This window comes from Emergencia sp. 1XD21-10, assembly GCF_009936045.1.
GTDB lineage: Bacteria > Bacillota > Clostridia > Peptostreptococcales > Anaerovoracaceae > Senimuribacter > Senimuribacter intestinalis.
In genome coordinates this window covers 25,380-44,813 of record NZ_QWEQ01000023.1, presented here as the reverse complement: position 1 = coordinate 44,813, position 19,434 = coordinate 25,380, and the positions used below count along the sequence as shown (strand labels likewise).

At 42.8% G+C, this 19,434-nt stretch carries 15 protein-coding genes and 2 pseudogenes; 11 read left to right on the top strand and 6 right to left on the bottom strand.

All coding sequences use genetic code 11. The features are described from left to right. Positions 1-79 precede the first annotated feature (79 nt). Positions 80-1,462, top strand: a complete 1,383-nt coding sequence (gene argH, locus D1151_RS13290; protein WP_161909218.1) for an argininosuccinate lyase — start codon at positions 80-82, stop codon at positions 1,460-1,462. A 76-nt stretch (positions 1,463-1,538) separates the two neighbouring features. Here the strand turns inward: argH and D1151_RS13285 are convergent, their stop codons facing one another. The 5 genes from D1151_RS13285 to D1151_RS13265 form a co-directional block, all read right to left on the bottom strand. Then, a complete protein-coding gene (locus D1151_RS13285) occupies positions 1,539-2,261 on the bottom strand; it encodes a hypothetical protein (protein WP_161909217.1) in 723 nt (240 codons plus the stop codon). Between the two features lie 268 nt (positions 2,262-2,529). Continuing rightward, complete coding sequence (locus tag D1151_RS13280) at positions 2,530-3,312, bottom strand: CorA family divalent cation transporter (protein WP_160200615.1); 783 nt, start codon at positions 3,310-3,312, stop codon at positions 2,530-2,532. Between the two features lie 70 nt (positions 3,313-3,382). Continuing rightward, a complete protein-coding gene (gene alr, locus D1151_RS13275) occupies positions 3,383-4,516 on the bottom strand; it encodes an alanine racemase (RefSeq protein WP_161909216.1) in 1,134 nt (377 codons plus the stop codon). Between the two features lie 12 nt (positions 4,517-4,528). Continuing rightward, positions 4,529-5,371, bottom strand: a complete 843-nt coding sequence (locus D1151_RS13270) for a uroporphyrinogen decarboxylase family protein (RefSeq protein ID WP_161909215.1) — start codon at positions 5,369-5,371, stop codon at positions 4,529-4,531. A gap of 84 nt (positions 5,372-5,455) precedes the next feature. Beyond that, positions 5,456-6,547, bottom strand: coding sequence for an alanine/ornithine racemase family PLP-dependent enzyme (locus tag D1151_RS13265; protein WP_161909214.1), 1,092 nt, complete (start codon positions 6,545-6,547; stop codon positions 5,456-5,458). Between the two features lie 343 nt (positions 6,548-6,890). On the opposite strand from D1151_RS13265, the gene D1151_RS13260 reads away from it, so the two are divergent. The 7 genes from D1151_RS13260 to D1151_RS13230 all read left to right on the top strand — a co-directional run bounded on the left by D1151_RS13260 (position 6,891) and on the right by D1151_RS13230 (position 13,531). Further along, positions 6,891-8,390 carry a trimethylamine methyltransferase family protein gene (locus D1151_RS13260; RefSeq protein WP_160200611.1) on the top strand — a complete coding sequence of 500 codons (1,500 nt, stop codon included), beginning with the start codon at positions 6,891-6,893 and terminating at the stop codon, positions 8,388-8,390. A gap of 121 nt (positions 8,391-8,511) precedes the next feature. Continuing rightward, positions 8,512-9,975 (top strand): Na+/H+ antiporter NhaC, encoded by a 1,464-nt coding sequence (gene nhaC / locus D1151_RS13255; RefSeq protein WP_161909213.1) that lies wholly within the window; start codon positions 8,512-8,514, stop codon positions 9,973-9,975. Positions 9,976-10,233: 258 nt separating this feature from the next. Further along, on the top strand, positions 10,234-10,599 hold the full coding sequence (locus D1151_RS13250; RefSeq protein ID WP_161909212.1) for a hypothetical protein: 366 nt from the start codon (positions 10,234-10,236) through the stop codon (positions 10,597-10,599). Between the two features lie 77 nt (positions 10,600-10,676). After that, complete coding sequence (locus D1151_RS13245; protein WP_161909211.1) at positions 10,677-11,036, top strand: hypothetical protein; 360 nt, start codon at positions 10,677-10,679, stop codon at positions 11,034-11,036. A gap of 251 nt (positions 11,037-11,287) precedes the next feature. Continuing rightward, entirely contained in the window at positions 11,288-12,082 is a 795-nt protein-coding gene (locus D1151_RS13240; protein ID WP_161909210.1) for a transporter substrate-binding domain-containing protein, read from the top strand. A gap of 18 nt (positions 12,083-12,100) precedes the next feature. Then, a complete protein-coding gene (locus D1151_RS13235; RefSeq protein WP_161909209.1) occupies positions 12,101-12,760 on the top strand; it encodes an amino acid ABC transporter permease in 660 nt (219 codons plus the stop codon). A 12-nt stretch (positions 12,761-12,772) separates the two neighbouring features. Beyond that, entirely contained in the window at positions 12,773-13,531 is a 759-nt protein-coding gene (locus tag D1151_RS13230; protein WP_161909208.1) for an amino acid ABC transporter ATP-binding protein, read from the top strand. Positions 13,532-13,921: 390 nt separating this feature from the next. Here D1151_RS13230 and D1151_RS13225 read toward each other — a convergent pair whose 3' ends face one another. After that, positions 13,922-15,211, bottom strand: coding sequence for an AraC family transcriptional regulator (locus tag D1151_RS13225; protein WP_161909207.1), 1,290 nt, complete (start codon positions 15,209-15,211; stop codon positions 13,922-13,924). 286 nt (positions 15,212-15,497) lie between these two features. Here D1151_RS13225 and D1151_RS13220 point away from each other — a divergent pair, with 286 nt between their 5' ends. From D1151_RS13220 to mtbB, 3 genes and pseudogenes are all read left to right on the top strand, one after another. Continuing rightward, positions 15,498-16,145, top strand: a complete 648-nt coding sequence (locus D1151_RS13220; protein ID WP_160200605.1) for a B12-binding domain-containing protein — start codon at positions 15,498-15,500, stop codon at positions 16,143-16,145. A 51-nt stretch (positions 16,146-16,196) separates the two neighbouring features. Then, a pseudogene (locus D1151_RS13215) lies at positions 16,197-17,681 on the top strand (trimethylamine methyltransferase family protein). Between the two features lie 23 nt (positions 17,682-17,704). Beyond that, positions 17,705-19,141 (top strand): annotated as a pseudogene (gene mtbB, locus D1151_RS13205) ([dimethylamine--corrinoid protein] Co-methyltransferase). Positions 19,142-19,434: the final 293 nt, after the last annotated feature.

The window sequence follows — 19,434 nt, the reverse complement described above, 5'->3', positions numbered from 1 at the left end:
CTTGTATATTTATGAATTATCTAGTATAATAATGAGGATTGAGCAACGATGTGTATAAGAAGTGAAGGAGGAATACAATTTGGCAAGCTTATGGTGTGGCAGATTTGAAAAGGAAATGGATGAAATTGTAAAGGTGTTCAATGCATCTATCGGATTTGATCAAAGAATGTATAACGAAGATATAGACGGCAGTATTGCGCATGTAACAATGCTTGCGGCGCAGGGGATTGTCACAAAAGAAGAGAGTGGGAAAATTATCGCAGGTCTTGAAACCATACGTGAAAAAATTAGAAGCGGTGAAATTATATTTAACGTAGAAGATGAAGATATTCATATGGGAATTGAAAGCCGGCTGATTGCTGAGATTGGCGATGTGGGTAAGAAACTGCACACAGCTAGAAGCAGAAATGACCAGTGCCAAGTCGATGGCAGAATGTATCTAAAGAAAGAAATTGGAGAGATTCTGGACAGACTCTATTATCTGGAAGAAGTAATTTTGGAAAAAGCTGAGAAATATGCGGATTGTTTGACCGTGGGATTTACCCATATTCAGCATGCGCAGCCAATTACCTTAGGATTTGTGTTCATGGCGTATTTCCAGATGTTTAAAAGAGATATCGAAAGGCTTCATGATACTTACCACAGAATGAACTTATGTCCTTTAGGAGCAGGTGCTCTTGCAGGGACGACTCTTCCCATTGACAGGCATAAAACCGCGAAGCTTTTGGGTTTTGCAGCGCCAACAGAAAATGCCATGGACAGTGTCAGCGATCGGGACTACAGTATTGAATTTTTAAGCGATGCGTCCATTTCCATGATGCATCTATCCAGATGGGCGGAAGAGTTTGTATGGTGGAACTCTCAGGAGTTCAGTTTTATTGATATCGATGACAGTTACTGTACAGGCAGCAGCATTATGCCGCAGAAAAAGAACCCGGATATGGCGGAATTGCTTCGCGGAAAAGTGGGCAGAGTCTATGGAGATTTGATGCAGCTTCTGACCGTGATGAAGGGGACACCTCTTGCCTATAACAAAGATTTTCAGGAGGATAAGGAAAGCCTCTTTGACGCGGTAGACACATGGAAGGCCAGCATTACCATCTTTGCTAATATGCTGGAAAAGACGGAGTTCAGGTTGGATCAGATTGAGGCGCAGATGGCAAAGGGGTTCCTAAACGCTACCGACATTGCGGAGCATTTTGTCAAGCAGGACATTCCGTTCAGAGAAGCCCACGAAATCGTAGGACGTATGGTGAAAGTCTGTGAGATTAATGGTTGCCAGCTTGAGGATTTAACCGATGAACAGCTCAGCGAAATCGACGGCAGAATTTCGAAGAAATCCCTTGGCGATATCAGTATTAAGGCCTGCGTCGACGCCAGAAGTTCTTTTGGTGGTACAGCGCCGTCAGAGGTCAGAAGACAGATTGCAGCGGGAAGGGCATTCCTTGAAAGTTTAAAATAAGTAGTAATAGATAAAAAAAGGTTTAAAAGAACGAGAATTTGGGAAATCTCGTTCTTTTGCACGTTTTGAGAGAGGATTACAACAGATATAGTTTTATAATGCGGTCAATATAATCGGCATTCAGACTGCCGTCAGCTTGATCAAAGGTAATAATCAGATTATCCCAAAGGTTAATGCCTGCATTGTGGTAGTCCTGCAGCTTAAAAAATATCTTGCGCACATATTCTTCATCGTCGATTTTTCCAAAATGTTCCCAGAGGAATATTTTTTTATCGTGGGGACGCTCTATGAGAAAATCAGGATAATATTTAAAACCGTTTACTGTGTATTCAACCTCATATTTGAAACGAAATTGGTAAGAGGTCAGTATGGAAGCAATAAGTGTCTCGGATTTAGAGCGGTAATAGACACCCTGATAAAGATGTTTTTTATCCTGCTTCCAGCCAGTATTCTGCTCAGCGGCAAAGTTGTGCCAGTCGTTCTCAAGAGGGATAATTGGCTGGTAAGTATTTAACAATTTTTTTAACAGGGGAATATCAATTTGTAGAGAGCGAAGTTGCTGCAGGAGTGCTTTTTTACTTTTGTATTGCTGGTATAATTCAGGGCTGTTTTTCAAACTGACAAGTGCAGTGCCGGTATCTATGTAATAGTATTCTTTTCCCTTGCTGCTTTTCTTTACTAGATTTCCCATAGGAAGGTCAGATAATTGATTTTTACAGTATTGCTGCTGCCTTTTTAGAAAATCAAGTTGTGCGGTAGCTGTATCGACGAAATTCATTTTTGAATCATCTCCTTTCATGTGCAGGTATGTCGTGTAATTGTCTTCCAGTTTTCAGCTTTTTAGAAGAAGGTTTTCAAAAGTACCCAAAAAGGTTTCTTTTTGCGAATGAAATCGGGATTTTGAAAACCGATTGGAGAAAATCTGAAAACTGGTAAAAAACGGTTTCAAACTGGAACGGACATACCGTAATTTAATCCGATTATACCATGAATAAAATGTAAAATGCAATAAAAATTTACAAAAAATAGAAATTAATATAAAAAATAGAATTAAATTGCCGGAATCATCAAAACCATTTCTTCTTTCGAAAGAAAATCAAAAGACCTACGACCAGTCCTAATGATAGAGAAACCACAAAAGGGTAGCCATAGGACCACTGATATTCGGGCAGAGAGAAGTTCATACCGTACCAAGCAGCAATCAGGGAAAGAGGAAGGAAAATTGACGTGACTACAGTGAAAACTTTCATGATGTTATTCTGCTCAATATCGATTTGGGACTGATAGGCCTCCCGCACCGATTCCAAATAAGTCTGCAGATGAAAGGTGAACTCCAAAAGACGGTCAAATTTTTTGTCAATATAGGCAAAGCTGGAATCTACCGCGCATAGCGCATCTGTGAGAAATTCCATCTGTTCATAATAGCGCTTAACCTTGATTAAATCCTTGCGGACTTTGACGATGTCGGAAATGCCATCCTTTCCTGGTGTGCTGTCCATGAGCAGCTTATCCTCAAGGGAAATGATCAGGTTTTCCAGAGATTCCAGCTTGTGTACATCGCTTGCAGTCATTTCCAGCAGAAATTCGTGAAGCTGCAAAACTCCGTCAAAAGGGGTATCTATGTTCTGTGCAAATTCACAAATTGCAGTGCTGTCGCTGGCAATGAGCAGATGATTTTTGTCCGCGAAGATGGTGACCTTCTTTCCATCCATCCAGTAGAAGGTCAGAAAATATGTCCGTTCTGAAAGTACTGTAAAAAAACTGCGGCTATCATCTAAACGGCGGATGATGTCATCATTCACATATTCTTTTAACGTTGAGACATCCTTTTCTTCTAAAATTTTAATCATCGTGCACCTCTTTCAGTATAAAAGACGGCAGAGTTTAGAATCTGCCGTCAATAGTATGTGCAACTTTTCTTTATTTATAAATCCTTGCGACTCTGTGACCCAGCGTGCCGTACAAAAACTCAAAGGTATTTTCGCAGAACTGTTCCATCTCCCACGTTGTAATCTGCTCATCGCCGTCGCGTCCCACCATGATTACTTTATCCCCGATCTCACAAGGAATACCTGTTACATCGATAAAAGCTTGATCCATACAGCAGCCAAGGAATCGTGTGCGGCGGCCATTTACCAGGACAGGTCCTTGTTTTCTCATCCAGGCAGGATAAAATCCATCGGCAAATCCTACTGAAAGTGTAGCAATTTTCATCGGTTCGCTGGCAATGAATGCACGACTGTAACCTACACTGTCGCCCGTATCAATCTGGTGTACGTTGGTAATATAAGTGCCGATTTCTACAGGTTCTGTAAGTCCCAGAGGCTCTCTGCCGTCTTCCATTGCCATGTGACCCAGAATCGAAGTGCAGGAACGGACATGGGTGCTGTAGTCTATAGCTTCCCTGTACCATGAAGTAGCAGCGGAATTGCAGCAATGCACGTACTGCAGCGAAAAGCCAGCCGCCTTTATTTGAGAAACCCCTTCCTGAAAGCGTGCAAACTGTTCCAAAGTGAAGGGATCATAATAATCGGCAGTGGAAGATACAAAGTGGGTATAAGCGCCGACTACTTCAATGTTGTCAAAAGATTTTACCAAATTCAAAAGATTTTCCAAATTTTGACCAGGTTTTACGCCGAGCCGGTTCATGCCGGTGTTAATTTTGATATGGACTTTGGTCTTTTTTCTTGCTTCGCCAGAAAGAGCATTGAGCCGGCGGGCAGTGACTTCTTCAAAGAGCGGAATCTGCAGGTCGTATTCGACTGCACCGTGGAGAAGATGCTGTGGGATGCCGCCAACGATGAGAATCTCGCAGGAAAGACCTGCATGTCTGAGCTCTACAGACTCGTGCATCGCTGAGTTTGCAATCAGTTTAGCACCGCAGCGCTCTACAAAAAGTTTTGCCATAGGTACAAGACCAAAACCGTAGCAGTTGCCTTTGACGACAGGGATAATATCCGTATCAGGACCGATATGTTTTTTTACAATCGTATAATTGTTCACAACAGTGTTCATATCTACTTTAAAGTAGGAGTTATAGTAGTTGTTTTCCATAAGGATGCCTCCTTATTCGTTCAGATGCAGATAATTGATATGGGAAACGGTAATATTGTCCGCTTTGCGGCAGCGCTGCCCCAGAATGCGAACCTTTCCCAAGGCAAATAAACATGCGTCCTTGTATGGCATCTTTTCGTCAATCTCAAACTTTCGCCACTGCGCTTTTTCAAAGCCGGTCAGAAGGAATGAAGTCTTGGGGCAGAGATGTACAACGCAGTCCGCCGGAAGGCTTTCATCCAGTTTTTTCAACAGCGGAACAGTGAAGTTTTCTGTGATTTGCTTTGCAAATTTTGGACCGAGTATATTCAGACTTCCCGGAGAATCGGTATAGTAGATGATGCGGCAGCCGGCATCGTAAGCCGCCAGCGCAAAATCTACAAGTCCATCAGAAACTTTCGTGAAGAACTGATCCATGACTTCCGGCTTTTTTCGCCAGCCCATAAGTATTTTCATTAGATCACTGACGCCGTTGATGATGGTAACTGGTCCGTGAAGCTCCACCGTTGCATTGCCGCCGGCTTCATTGATCGCTTTGACTGCTTTCAGGGTTTCGCTGATTCGTCTGCTGGTAATGTCCATAGGAGAAAGGTTTGCAAGCTCATCGATTTTTGTGACAATATCGGTGTCCTTGCGGGGGCCCAGTGGGGAATCGTCAAACTTAATTTTTGCGCCCATGCTTTCAGCCTCAAGAACTGGGTCAAAGGGCAGCACTGCATTTTCGCCTGCCAGGGTGGCGATTGCTTCTGCGCTAAAATATGCCTCAGGAAGAGAAAGTCCCTTTGCTGCAGCTTCTTCCTTTGACATGCCGCTGTACTCTGCGTATTTACAGCTGTAATCGATTAGTTTTGCCATTGCTTGTTACCTCCTTTATAAAAATCCCGGCAAACAAGGCTTTCTTGCCGGCCGGGGATTTTATGCGTCGTGGATAAGAATATTTTATACGAATACAATCTGTACGTTTTTACAGTTGGTCAGATATACGATAGAAGCGTAGTTGATGCCGAAGGATACGATATCACCAGGCTTCAGATCTCTTTCGGCATCTTCGATATCTAAGATAGTGTGGTCGGAGGAAGCGCCAATGACCTCAACACCTTTATCTTTCGGGAAGATTTCGTCGATACTGCCGTAATCAACCTTACCGATACCAAGAAGGGCTCTCTTTCTGATGCCTCTGTCAACATATTCAGGTGTGTGTCCAAAAGCATCAATAGAAATTTTGCCAACCGGGTGGGACGGTTTGTCCTTGACTTCGATGACTTCAGCTTTCAGCGTATAAGTGTCCTGGTGCATCCAGCTCATGTCATAACCGTAAAATACATCTAAATCTCTTGCGAGAAGAATACCTTCGCCGACTCTGAGCAGATTGATTCTCTTTGGCATGTCGTGATTGATAATTCTAGGCAGGCTTGTAGTAGCGCCACCGGAGATGTATTCCAGCTGTCTGCCGATTTTCGCTTCAATTCTCTCAGCGATAGCAACCAGTTCGTCCAGTTTGTCAGCTGTTGCTTCGATGGAGCCGTAGCAGCCCAGATTGGTGCCGACGCCACCTAGTTCCAGATTCTTAAGCTCATTTTCTACCATGACAGCAACATCAACCATTTCGTCCTTGTCCCAGAATCCTTCACGAAGGTCTCCAAGGTCAGCCATCAGAATGACTTTGTGTACCTTGTTCTGCTTTGCAGCTTCTTCGTTCAAAGCTTTCAGTACGGAGACCTCACTGTTTAAGCTGACATCGCAAAGTCTTACAACTTCTGGAAGTTCGCTGAGCATAGGAACACGCAGCAGCAGCATTGGAAGATCAATACCGCAGTCAATAGCGTCTTCAATCTGCTCCAGTCTGGAGGAAGCGATTAGCTTTGCACCGCCTTCAGCAAACATTTTAGCACATTCAGGAATACCTGTTGTTCCTTTGATAACGCCGGCAATGTCAATACCAAAAGGTTTGCACTTTTCAACGACTGCGGCTACATTTTCTTTTAGATACTGTAAGTTGATTTCAACTCTCGGATAAATTTGTTTTACCATGGTGTTCTCCTTTTTTATAAGCGCGTATCTTTATTTTCTACTTTAATGGACTCATTTTACCATGGGAGAAGCAGGGAAGTCCATATAGAAAGATTATTTCCTTTGGTATTTTTTTGAGGAAAAATTAAGTATAAGACAGGAAAATAGACTTTGTCTAATAATTGACAATGTGTGATAAATGTTGATAAATCAGGGAGGAAGGACATGCAGAAGCACTGTATAAAAAGGCTATATTGAAATGGCAATTTTTTTTCTAAAATATCTGAAAAAAGACCTAAAATGATATTCAGAAATTATGTATAATTTAATAGATAAACAAAGTATGAAAGGCGAAGGAAAAAGAATGAACAAATTTACATTTGACAACATGCCCCAGCTTAGAGTACTGAGCAACGAGCAGGTAAAAGAAATGCATGAAAAGGCATTATATGTGTTGGAAAATTTAGGAATCATTTTTGCTTATGACGAGGCACTTGATTTACTTGAGGGAGCAGGCTGCGAAGTAGACAGAACAACGCAGAAAGTTAAGTTCCCGAGAGAAGTAGTCGAGAATGCAATCAAATCTGCGCCGAGCACTTTTGATTTATATGACAGAAACGGCGAATTTTACTGCACATTCGGCGATGGCAAGACCCGTTTTAATCCGGGAAGCAGTGCCGGCAACGTACTGGAAAGCGACGGCGAGACTGTTAGACTATCCGGCGTAAAGGATCTGAAACTTTTGACGAAAGTTGCACAGAGCCTGCCGCACATCGACTTTGTATCTTCTTCCATCGTTTGTGAGGAGGCGCCGGGAGAGCTTGGATCTCAGTATCTGTATTACACCGAAATGCAGAATTCTATCAAACCGATTATCGGCGGTTCTACTGATGCAGAAGGCGTACCTAGAACCTTCAAGCTGTTAAAGGCTGTTTTAGGGTCGGAAGAAGCAGTTAGAACCAAACCGTATACACTTTTCGATATCTGCGTGACATCTCCGCTGAAGTGGTCCCATATCGGAGCAAGAAATATCATCGACTGTGTCAGAATGGATATCCCTATTAATCTGATTTCTGCACAGATTGCAGGCGCAACTGGTCCAATTACCCTGGCAGGCTGCATCCTGAACCACACCGTAGAAATTCTGGCAGGTCTGGTACTTGCACAGGTTACGAAACCGGGACATCCTGTTTCCTACGGCGGTGCACCTTGCATCTTCAACATGAAGACCATGTACACCCCGATGGAATCCATGGAATGCAGCATGGTAATGGCAGGCTATGCGCAGATGGGTCACTACTACGGACTTCCGGTACATACTTATGCTGCAATGTCTGACGCAAAGATTGTAGATTATCAGGCAGGCAGTGAATCTGCAAGATCCGGTCTCATGGCTATGATGGCAGGCGTATCCAACGTATCCGGTCCGGGCGGACTCAACGTAATCGCAGAAATGTCCATCGAAAAGCTGGTTATCGACAACGACTATATCGGTACATTGAAGCACTTGCAGAAAGGCATTCGCTTTGATGATGAAGCGCTGGCTGCAGATCTGCTTTTGGAAGTTGGTTCCGGCGGAAATTTCATGACTCAGAAACACACATTAAAGAATTATAAAAAGGAACAGAACTACAGCAATATCACCATGAACTATCAGGAAAGAGCTGCTTGGATCAAAGAAGGCAAGAAGTCCATCATGGACAAGGCGAGAGAGTATGTACAGGAAATCGACAAACAGACTATCTGCCCGCTGTCCGATGAACAGAGAAAAGCCCTCGATGCTGCTTTCATTGAAGTTTGTGCTGACGCTGGACTTTCCGAAGAGGTCGCAAAGGACCTGATTAAAAAGTATGATGAAGCTTAATCGCTAGTAGGGTAGACGTTTGAGTTTTTATCATAAAAGAAATTATACTTTACTTAAATTTTAAGAAAGGAAAAGCATGACTTAGAAGCCCCTATCTTCTATGTTGTGCAAAGGTGAACTTATGGGTAGACGAGTTCCTATGTGGCAAGTGTTACTTTGCGTAGTATTTACACTAGGCATCATTTGTTACTCTATCTTCTTCAGTTACGGCGAAGCGCATATGCCGATGATTCTGGCAGCTGCTTTCGTAGCGATTGTTGGCGCCCTCAATGGCTGGAAATGGAGTGTCATGGAAAAAGGTATGGTTCAGGGTATCAGCCGCTCTATGCAGGCAAACCTGATTCTGCTGACAGTAGGTATTTTGGTATCCACTTGGAAAGCAGGCGGTATCATTCCTTCCATGATTTACTATGGACTGAACATTATCAGCCCTGCAATCTTCCTAGTAACTGCAGCCCTGCTGTGTACGATTATTTCTTTCGTAATCGGATCTTCTTACACCACTGCAGGTACCATCGGTGTAGCAATGATTGGTATTGCAATCGGTCTTGGTATCAATCCGGCGCTGGCTGCAGGCGCAGTAGTATCCGGCGCATATACCGGTGACAAGATGTCTCCGATGTCCGATACTACTAACATGGCTCCGGCTGTATCCGGCTCCAACATTTTCGATCACATTAAGCACATGGTGTGGACAGTAGTTCCGTCCTATGTTATCGCTTTAGTTCTGTGGTTCATCTTAGGAAGAAGTGCAGCACCAAGTGGTGAAATCCAGATGGAAATGAAAGATATCCTCCAGGATGCAATCCAGAATGAATTTACAGTAAGTCCGTTCCTGATGCTGCCGGTTCTGTTCCTACTTGCAGCAGTAGTGCTTAAGATTCCTGCACTGCCTGCAATGTTTGTCGGCGTAGTAATGGGACTCTTCTGTATGGGAATAGTACAAGATATACCAGTTGTGGATTGGTTTAATATTATGCACTATGGTTATGAATCTATCAGTTCTGATATTCCACTAAGTGGGGAGTATACTGTTGCTAGTGTAGTTGGTGGCGGCGGATTTAACGGTATGCTGTGGACTGTATCTATCGTACTTTGCTCCATGTCCTTCGCAGGTGTACTGGAAGCAACCGGTATGCTGGGACAGCTGGTAGAGAAGATTCTGAAGGTGGCAAAGACCAACGGACTTCTGATTATGACTACCGTACTGACCTGTCTATTCATCAATATTCTTTGTGCGGATCAGTATCTGGCAATCATTCTGCCGGGCAGAATGTACAAGACTGCATTCGAAGACAGAAAACTGAAGAATAAAAACCTGTCCAGATGTCTGGAAGACTCCGGTACACTGACTTCACCGTTGATTCCTTGGAATGTATGTGGCGCAACCATGAAAGGTTTCTTAGGACAGCCGACAATCGCATATGCACCATATGCATTTGTTAACTACATCTGTCCAATCATTTCTATCATCTATGGCTTCACGGGCTTCACTATCGAAAAGATGACTGACGAAGAATACGAAAAGATGTTAGAGGCAAGAAGAGCAGAAGAAGAAGCTGCGCAGAGGGAACTAGAAGCTTAATCTTAGCTATTAGAGCTGATATAAATACTTCTTTCAAAAGAAGAGGAACCGACCAATTGGTCGGTTCCTCTTCTTTTGTTTTTTGTAACTTAAACTTACAAAAGATAATGATAAAAAGTATAATTGGATAAGAAGTAAAGTGCAAACAAATGACAAAATTTATTTAAAATATATTGACAAATAAAAAATATCATGATAATATGAAAATACAAAATATAGAGAAAATTCGGTACACGCTTAAGAAAGGAGAGCTGAACGATGAAGAAGAACAAGTTTTTAAGAACTAACCGGGTTATTGCATTGACACTAGCTCTAGTGATGGCTATGACAGTGAGTGTATTTGCGGCTATCAATGTTTCGACCGACAATGTGTCGCTTTTTATTGGAGGAGATAATCCAGCAGCATTTTCTCCAAGAAAAACTGTTACAGTGAGCGGAACCGCGTGGACGGCACATATGAAAGCTGGATATGCAGGGAAAGGCGTAACAGTGAAACAGAATCGCATGTCTAGTTTTACTATAACAGCCACATCAAGTGCTAAAGTGGGGGTTTATTATGCTGAGGTGTCTCAGAACGGCGAAAAGAAGGACATAAAAATAACTGTAAAGAATGCGCCGTATTAAAATATAAACGGATTAAAAAAGAATTTATAAGCTTTTGATTAACAAAGAAGCATGTATTTAAAGGGGAATATTAGAAAATGAAAAGAACAAGGAGAATAATAGGAATAGGACTAATCTTGTGCTTTCTGGTAGCAGTTCCGGTTATTGCAAATGCTGTGAGTATATCAGTTAGTCCAGATCGTCTAACGATAAAAGTTGACAAGTATGGTTTTGCAGAACATAAAACTGTGCGTGTTGATTGTGATGGTGCTTGGAATGTTCATTTAGATGATAAAAATGGACAACCTGTTACTGGGGTAGGTGTGACAGTGAGAAAAAGAGACGCAACGCATTTTATTATCACTGTGCAACCAACTGCAAATCGCTTTACGTACTTCGCTCATGTGACATCGGGTGGAAGTGGACCATATATTCCTATCACAATTAAGGACTATTGATAAACATTGAGAATTTTATATCATAGTGTAATCAGTAAATTTTAAAAAGAGTCATCATTGTATCTGAAGTTTTGATATGATGGTGATTCTTTAATTATTGTGAGAGTAGGGCTTGATAGATATTGACCTACGAGGATAATTACTTACAATATGAAATTTAAAAAAACGTCAAGTTTTGAAAAAAGTCCTTTACTACTTTATCAAAGTAGAGTATCATAGTAATGATACGTTTAAGAAAGGAAATTTACGACATGAAAAATTTTAAGAAAGTATTTATTTTAATGATGGCATTGGTGATGACTTTTGTCATGGCAGCATGCGGCGCAGACGATGCCCAGTCCGATATGGAGTATGTAAAGGAAAAGGGTACATTGGTTGTCGGTATTACTGAATATGAACCGATGGATTACAAAGACGAAAACGGCGACTGGATCGGCTTTGATGCAGATATGGCAAAAGCCTTTGCGGAGAGCCTGGGCGTAGATGTGGAATTCACTGTCATTGACTGGGACAACAAGATTGCTGAGATTAAAGGCAAGAGCATTGACGTGGTTTGGAACGGCATGACCCTTATAGACGAAGTAACTTCTGCCCTGGGCACTACCAATCCTTACTGCAAGAATGGTCAGGTAGTAGTTGTTAAGAAAGAGAAAGCAGATCAGATTCAGTCTGAAGAAGATTTGCAGGGTCTGACCTTTGCTGCAGAAGCAGGTTCTGCAGGAGAAAAGACGCTGAAAGGCATGGACTTTGAGGTGACTGCCGTGCAGACACAGGCTGACGCTCTCATGGAAGTATCTGCAGGCACATCTGATGCTTGCGTTATCGACCTGATTATGGCGGGCGCTATGATTGGCGAAGGCACCAGCTACGAAGATTTGACTTACACTGTACAGCTGAATAACGAAGAATATGGCGTGGCATTCCGTCCGGAATCCGACCTTGTGGAAGCTTTAAATCAGTTCTTTAAGGACAGCTATGCTGACGGCACTATGATGGAAATCGCTAAGAAGTACGGTGTACAGGAATCTATCATCGAACAGAAATAAAGGAAGTTTATAGAAATTATGATGCAGGAAGTAATGCTGGCGCTGTCCAGTGGATTTTTAGTCACAATTAAATTATTTGTGCTGACGCTGATTGGGTCGCTTCCTCTGGGACTTTTGATTGCTTTTACCTCTATGAGCAGAATCAGGGTAATCAAGGTGCTTTCCAGAACGGTTGTCTGGATTGTCAGAGGAACGCCGCTTTTGCTGCAGCTGATTGTAATTTATTACGGTCCGGGTCTGATGTTTGGAAATAACCTCTGGGGCGGCAGCAATGCAGGCAGATTCATTGCTGCGCTGGTTGCTTTCATCTTTAACTATGCCTGCTACTTTTCTGAGATTTACAGAGGCGGCATCGAAAGTATTTCCAAGGGACAGTACGAGGCAGGTCAGGTGCTTGGTCTTACCAAACGGCAGATTTTCTTCAAAATTGTGCTGCTGCAGGTAATCAAGAGAATCATACCGCCTATGGGGAACGAACTGATTAACCTTGTTAAAGATACTTCCCTGGCCCGCGTCATTGCGGTTTACGAGCTGATTTGGGCAGGACAGGCATTTATCAAGAGCAGCGGTATCATTTGGCCGCTTCTGATGACCGGTGTATTTTATCTGGTATTCAGCGGCATTCTGGTGCTGGCATTTAACGCTCTGGAAAAGAAACTGAGCTATTTTGAAAGTTAAGGAGGAAAGGATATGTCGATTTTAGAAGTCAAGAATCTGAAAAAGAGCTTTGGCAAAGTCAGTGTTCTCAAAGGCATCGATTTTTTTCTGGAAAAGGGCGAGGTTTTGGCAATTATCGGCTCTTCCGGCGGCGGAAAGACTACGCTGCTTCGCTGTTTGAACTTCCTTGAGTATGCAGATGAGGGAACTATTTCCGTTGGCGGAGAGGTGATTTATGAGGGCGGCGTGACCAATCGTTATAACGAAGCCGAAATCAGAAAGAACCGGCTTCACTTCGGTTTGGTATTTCAGTCTTTCAACCTGTTTCCGCAGTATAACGTGCTGCGCAACGTAACCTTGGCGCCGGAACTTTTGAAGATCAGCACGGCGGCAGACATTAAAGAACATGCGCTCAAAACCATTGAACGGGTCGGTTTGACCGATAAGCTGGAAAACTATCCTTGCCAGCTCTCTGGCGGACAGCAGCAGCGTGTGGCAATTGCTCGCGCTCTGGTGATGGATCCAGATATTTTGTGTTTCGACGAGCCGACGTCGGCGCTGGATCCGGAACTGACTGGCGAGGTACTGAAAGTAATCAAAGGACTCAAAGGCAGTGACAGCACTATGATTGTTGTTACCCACGAGATGGAGTTTGCCAGAAGCGTGGCGGATAAAGTCATCTTTATGGCGGATGGACTCATTGAAGAAATGGGCACGCCAGAGGAAGTCTTTGACCATCCAAAGTCTGCGCGCACCCGCGCGTTCCTGCAAAAGTCGCAGGAAAAAATTTAATACATATTTAAAATGAGCCGCCGGTGGTTATGCCGGCGGCTTTTGGACTTTTGCAGATGGGCGCCGTGGGGCGTCCGCGGAACTCTTTGTTGTGAGAGAACGTGCATATTTTTAGTGATTTTGCCGGTAATATGCACAATCGTGTGCATATTTTTGTAGGAAACACTTCTTATATGCATAATGACATCGCAAAAACGGAGAAAGCTGGCAAAGAAACAGAAAAATCGTCCTTTTCCAGCTTTAAATGTACATATTTTAAGGATTTTTTCAAAATATATGCAGAGCGCTGTGCATATTTTGGGGGATTTTTGCAAATATATGCATTTCCGCTAACTATGACCGCCCCATGCTCAGTTGCTCCGGTTGTAACTAGCTGTTAGTTGCCAGCCCTTAAATTTCTTCCACTATGCCGTGGGCGGCACGATAAGCTTTCGGTGTCATGCCCTTGGCTTTTTTAAATACTTTGGTGAAATAGCTCTGGTCATCAAAACCTGTGGACAAGGAAACATCGATAATGCTTAAATTGGTATTTGCCAAAAGATTGCATGCATGTTCTATCTTTAAGGTGTTAAGATAATCAGTAAAAGTAACCCCCATTTCTTGTTTGAACAGGGTGGAAAAGTAAGAGGAGTTGACATGGAGATTGGTCTCGATGTCCTTTAGGGAAATTTTCTCCTTGTAGTTTTTGTTGATGAACTGCAGTGCTTTGGTTACTATCTGGGAACGTCCATTATAAATAGAAGTCAGCATGTTCTTTGTAATCATCTCGATTAGAGACTCTGATACAGAAAGCAGCTCATTGTAGCTGTCAGTTTCGCTGAGTCTGTTGATGATGTCAAGGTCGGTGTCGATGACCTGATTGAGATTGCTGTCGCTTTCGCTGGCGATTCGGATAATGATGGCAAAGAGCCAGAGAACTTTTGCCTTGATTCCTTCCATATTGCCCGCTTCCAAAATGGAGAAGGTGCTGAGCAGTTTGGCTACATTTTCTTTTGCGGCAGCAACCTGTCCGTTGCTGACATTGTCGATTAGGACTTTTTCTAAGTCGTAAGGGTATTCTACAGTGAGATGCTCTTTTTTATAGTGTTGAATGTCGATATTAATCTTATTCTGCTCACTGTATTGGTTGCGCAGTGCACTGTAATCGTCGCTGCCAGATACTGATGTGATGATACAATTGTAAAACAGCAGTGCAATTTGTGAAATCTGACTAGGATGATATACTTTCATCTTGCCTGCGAACATCTTTGCCATAGCGGCAGCCTGCTCGTCCAGCGCATTGAGGTTGGCGAAGCTAGATGCAGTGCTGTTTCGGAGTTCCCCCATGATAACAGGACCTGCAACGAAATAACCGGCGAATACTTCGTCGATAATCAGTGAAATTGCGATGTTAGCAAGACCGGCTTTGCAAAGAAAGATATAGGGTTCTCCGAGACGAGAGGCAAATTGTCCGGCGGAAGCTAGGTTCTTTCGACACGGACTGTCTTCTTTTTTATAAATACTGAAGATATTACAAATTTTATCTTCAGTTTTGAATTCTTTTATAATTTGGTCGTGGTTGTTAAAATAGGTAACAGGTATGTCTGTAATATCTGAAAAAGCTTCTAAAGAAGTATTCAAGTACTCTGACAAAGTTTCTGCATTGGGTGTGTCAAGGCTTGGAATTACAAAGTTTTTCATAACAAATACACTCCCTTTCGTCGGTTTCACATTATGTAAAAAATATACAATTTTTTATAAAAATTTTCATTCACATTATAGCACAGGCAGAAAGTAAAAACAATTCCAATTTATATAAGGCGGCAAAGAAATATAAAAATATTACTTTTTTGAGGGTGACAAAAATAGTACTAAAATTTCTAAAAAGTTCTATATACCGCACTCGTTTAAAACCTGTACAATGAGAGTATAAAAAGCATAGTCTTTATTATTTTAGTTTTTAATTAATAATTTGGAGGTAACAAGAATGAGCAAAGAAGCAATCATGGAAAAAGCAAAGCAGTCAATCGTTGAAGCTGACGAAGATATCGCTATGGAAGCCCTGGCTGAAGCTGAAGCTGAAGGTGTAGATCTGGTTGAATTACTGAGCGACGGATATTCCGCAGGTATGAAGGAATTAGGCGACCTGTTCGGAATGGGAGAAATCTTCCTGCCAGAACTGATTTTTGCAACAGAAGTTATGAAGGCAGTAAGTGCTGAAATCGAAGGAAAAATGGACATGTCCGAAGTTAAATCCGCTGGTACTTTAGTAATCGGTACTGTAGAAGGAGACGTACACGACATCGGTAAAGGTATCGTTGCATCCCTGGTTAAGACCAACGGTGTAGAAGTGATTGACCTGGGAAGAGAAGTTCCTGCACAGAACTTTGTTGATGCTGCAATCGAGCACAACGCTGAATTTGTAGGAAGCTCTGCTCTTTTAACTACTACAATGACAGTACAGAAGGACATCGAAGATGCGCTGAAAGAAGCTGGCATCAGAGATAAAGTTAAGACTATGGTAGGTGGCGCTCCTGTAACCAATCGTTGGGCAGAAAAAATCGGTGCTGACGCTTATTGCGAAGACGCTTCCGATACAGTAAACTTCATCATGGACTGGATTGCAAAACTGTAAGCCGGACAACCGTAACTGATAGTAACTGAATAAATATTGGAGGTAAGTGAGATGGGTAAATTTATCCACGAAACTGACATCACAGGATATAACATTTTATCCAATGATGATTTAGACGCACTTCACGAAGCGACCCTCCAGCTGATGGAAGACTACGGCCTTCAGATGCATGGAAAAGAAGCGTTAGACATCTTAGCCGGCGCTGGCTGTGAAGTTGATTACGAAAACGACAGAGTAAAATTCCCTAGAAATCTGGTAAACGATGCAATCGAAAAGTGTCCTGCAGAGTTCACTCTTTGCGGTAGAACTCCTGACAAAGATACTTTGATCGGTGGTAAGAAAGTTGCATATAAGAACTTTGGTACAGGCGTATTCATCTTTGACCCTTACACAGGAGAACTGAGAGAATCCACCAAAGAAGACCTGGGGAATGTAGCAAGATTTATTGACGCGATTCCAGAAATCGACGTATTCTCTATCGCTGTAACCGCAGGTGATGTAAACCAGAAGGTTCGTTCCCTGCACGAAGCAGAAGTTGTATTCAACAACCTGACCAAGAACTTTGCACACGACCTTGAGGGTGTAAAGAATACACAGAGATTTATCGATATGGCTGCTGCCATTCAGGGCGGTTATGATAAGCTGAGAGAAAGACCGATCGTTGCGATGGGTGCTTGCCCAAACAGCCCGCTGGAAATCAATGAAAATGAAACCAGCATTATCATTCTGTCCGCTAGACACGGTCTGCCAATCGATATTCTGTCCATGGGACTTTGTGGTGCTACCACACCGGCAACTCTTGCAGGCACTCTGGTTTGCACCAACGCAGAAATCCTGGGAGGTATCGTACTTGCACAGATTGTAAATCCAGGAAACAAGATTCTCTACGGATCTTCTACTACAATCATGGATATGAAGACTGCACAGTCACCTGTAGGTGCACCTGAGCACGCAATGTGTTCCGCAGCTGTAGGTCAGCTGGGTCACTACTATGGAATTCCTACCAATGTAGGCGGTACATAGGCTGACGGCAAGTGCTTTGACGTACAGTTAGGACATGAAAAGACCATGACTAACATGCTGCCTGCACTGACAGGAAGTAACGTCATCTATGGTATGGGTATGATGGAAATGGGTATGACCATGAGCTATGAACAGCTGTTGACCGACGCAGAAATCGTAAGAATGACGAGAAGAATTCTGCAGGGAATTCCTGTAAACCAGGATACAATGGCGCTTGACGTAATTAAAGCAGTAGGACCTGCTAACAATTACTTAGCACATAAGCATACCAGAAAGTACATGAGACAGGAACTGTCTACGACACAGTACATCGACCGTACACAGAGAGAAACCTGGGAAAAGAAAGGCGCTATGACGATGACCGAAGCGACCAGAGCTAAGGCAATCGACATCTTAGAAAATTATAAGCCAGAACCACTTCCAGAAGATGTTAAGAAGAGGATTCATGACATCGTAGTTGAAGGGGAAGAAGAAGCTGAAGAATTAGCTAAGTTTGAAGCGAAGAAACACTAATCCCGTTTAAGATTTTTTTTCAAATGAATATCACAGGAAAGGAAGGATTCGATATGGCTGAAGAAAAGAAATACTTTACCCGTATGGGTGACGGTTCCGTCGTATATATGACAGAAGCCGAAATCCGTGCGGACATGGCTGAAGGTATTGCAGATGCTGTAAAGAGAGGCAAAATTGACCCTCTTACTGATGAAGAAGTCGAGCATCTTTACGATATCATCACAATGCCGGGCAGCATCGTTGGTGTAGAACCTGGAAAACAGATTGTATTGACCAATGACTCCGGTGCTTACAAATTGAACATCAAGAGCCAGATTCCTATCGTAAAAGATAACGAAGTTCTCATTTACGAAAGATGTCTGGGTGTTGACTCTGTAGACGTTGGTAACTCCGACTACAACTACAAGACTGCAAAAGGTGTTGCACAGCGTGAAGCTGGTGCGCTGAAGCAGGCTTTGAACATCAGTACTATGCCGTTGTTCTACGGTGCTATGACTAACCTTGGTTTCTACACGAAACCAGATGGTCCTGTAGAAAACTGGGCAGAACTGTTGCCGCTGGGACAGATCAAAGAAGCAATGGCTGCGCAGGAAGATGCAATTCCGCACGCAGTAAAAGATATCGTATACGTTGCAAAACAGATGTACGATGTTGGTGCTGATGGTATCAACTTAGATACTTCCGGAGCTGCTGGCGACGCAGACTTCTTAGCTGCTCTGCAGGCTTGCGAAGAGATTAAAAAACAGTTCCCAGATATGGGCGTTGAAATCGGTATGGCGGGCGAATTCGTACTGGGTATGCACGGCAAACTGAAATACGACGGAAAGAGACTGGCTGGTCTTTATCCGCATGACCAGGTTAAACTGGTAGAAAAAGCTGGCGCAAGCATCTTTGGTGCAGTAGTAAACACCAACTGCAACAAGACTTTCCCTTGGAACATTGCAAGAGTTTGCACATTCATCAAAGCTTGTACTGCTGTTGCAAACATTCCGGTACACGCAAACGTTGGTATGGGTGTATGCGGCGTTCCAATGGTAGAAAATATGCCTTCTGATATGATTTCCAGAGCCGACAAAGCCTTAGTAGAAATAGGCAAAGTCGACGGGTTCTAGGTAGGCGTAGGTGACCCTGTAGGAGCTGAAGCTACACACTCAATTTGTGCTGGTATGGGCGGCGTTCGTACTGCCGGAGATCTGGTATTACGTATGCAGCTTGCTGAAAAGATGAAAATCGACGAAGCCAAAGCGTATGTAGCTGAAAAACTCGGCGTATCTCTCGATGAATTACATGACATCGTGACTATGACCGATAAGAGAACTGACCTTGGTCTTGGTCTGACACACGTTGAGCCTTGCGCAGAAGAAAACAACGGTATGGCAGCTAAGTTCAGAATCGCAGAAGTTCTTGACATCAAGATCAACTCCGTTGAAAGATTCAAAGAAAGAGCCGGCATTAAATAATCAGAAGTTTCTTTGATCGAACAGTCTGCAAGGAGTAGGCTGGACGCAAAACAACAGTCTGATTGAGTGGACGACTCAAATTACAAAAAATATAAAATGGAATAGGTTTGCAAGGAGTAAGCCTATTCCATATTATTAAACTTGAAATTACTGAATTTTAGAATAGTTCAAATTCAGTAACCTGTTGCAATATGATAAGATATGTGAAGATAAAACGCAGCTGCTAAAATAATCAGCAGAAAACAGAGAATAATCTTACGAAAATTCTATAGCAAATTCTAAATTTGTGTGAT

Coding starts and splice junctions, on each gene's coding strand:
- D1151_RS13285 (WP_161909217.1), bottom strand. CDS start 2,261: ATGAAAGGAGATGATTCAAAAATGAATTTCGTCGATACAGCTACCGCA.
- D1151_RS13280 (WP_160200615.1), bottom strand. CDS start 3,312: ATGATTAAAATTTTAGAAGAAAAGGATGTCTCAACGTTAAAAGAATAT.
- alr (WP_161909216.1), bottom strand. CDS start 4,516: ATGGAAAACAACTACTATAACTCCTACTTTAAAGTAGATATGAACACT.
- D1151_RS13270 (WP_161909215.1), bottom strand. CDS start 5,371: ATGGCAAAACTAATCGATTACAGCTGTAAATACGCAGAGTACAGCGGC.
- D1151_RS13265 (WP_161909214.1), bottom strand. CDS start 6,547: ATGGTAAAACAAATTTATCCGAGAGTTGAAATCAACTTACAGTATCTA.
- D1151_RS13260 (WP_160200611.1), top strand. CDS start 6,891: ATGAACAAATTTACATTTGACAACATGCCCCAGCTTAGAGTACTGAGC.
- nhaC (WP_161909213.1), top strand. CDS start 8,512: ATGGGTAGACGAGTTCCTATGTGGCAAGTGTTACTTTGCGTAGTATTT.
- D1151_RS13250 (WP_161909212.1), top strand. CDS start 10,234: ATGAAGAAGAACAAGTTTTTAAGAACTAACCGGGTTATTGCATTGACA.
- D1151_RS13245 (WP_161909211.1), top strand. CDS start 10,677: ATGAAAAGAACAAGGAGAATAATAGGAATAGGACTAATCTTGTGCTTT.
- D1151_RS13240 (WP_161909210.1), top strand. CDS start 11,288: ATGAAAAATTTTAAGAAAGTATTTATTTTAATGATGGCATTGGTGATG.
- D1151_RS13235 (WP_161909209.1), top strand. CDS start 12,101: ATGATGCAGGAAGTAATGCTGGCGCTGTCCAGTGGATTTTTAGTCACA.
- D1151_RS13230 (WP_161909208.1), top strand. CDS start 12,773: ATGTCGATTTTAGAAGTCAAGAATCTGAAAAAGAGCTTTGGCAAAGTC.
- D1151_RS13225 (WP_161909207.1), bottom strand. CDS start 15,211: ATGAAAAACTTTGTAATTCCAAGCCTTGACACACCCAATGCAGAAACT.
- D1151_RS13220 (WP_160200605.1), top strand. CDS start 15,498: ATGAGCAAAGAAGCAATCATGGAAAAAGCAAAGCAGTCAATCGTTGAA.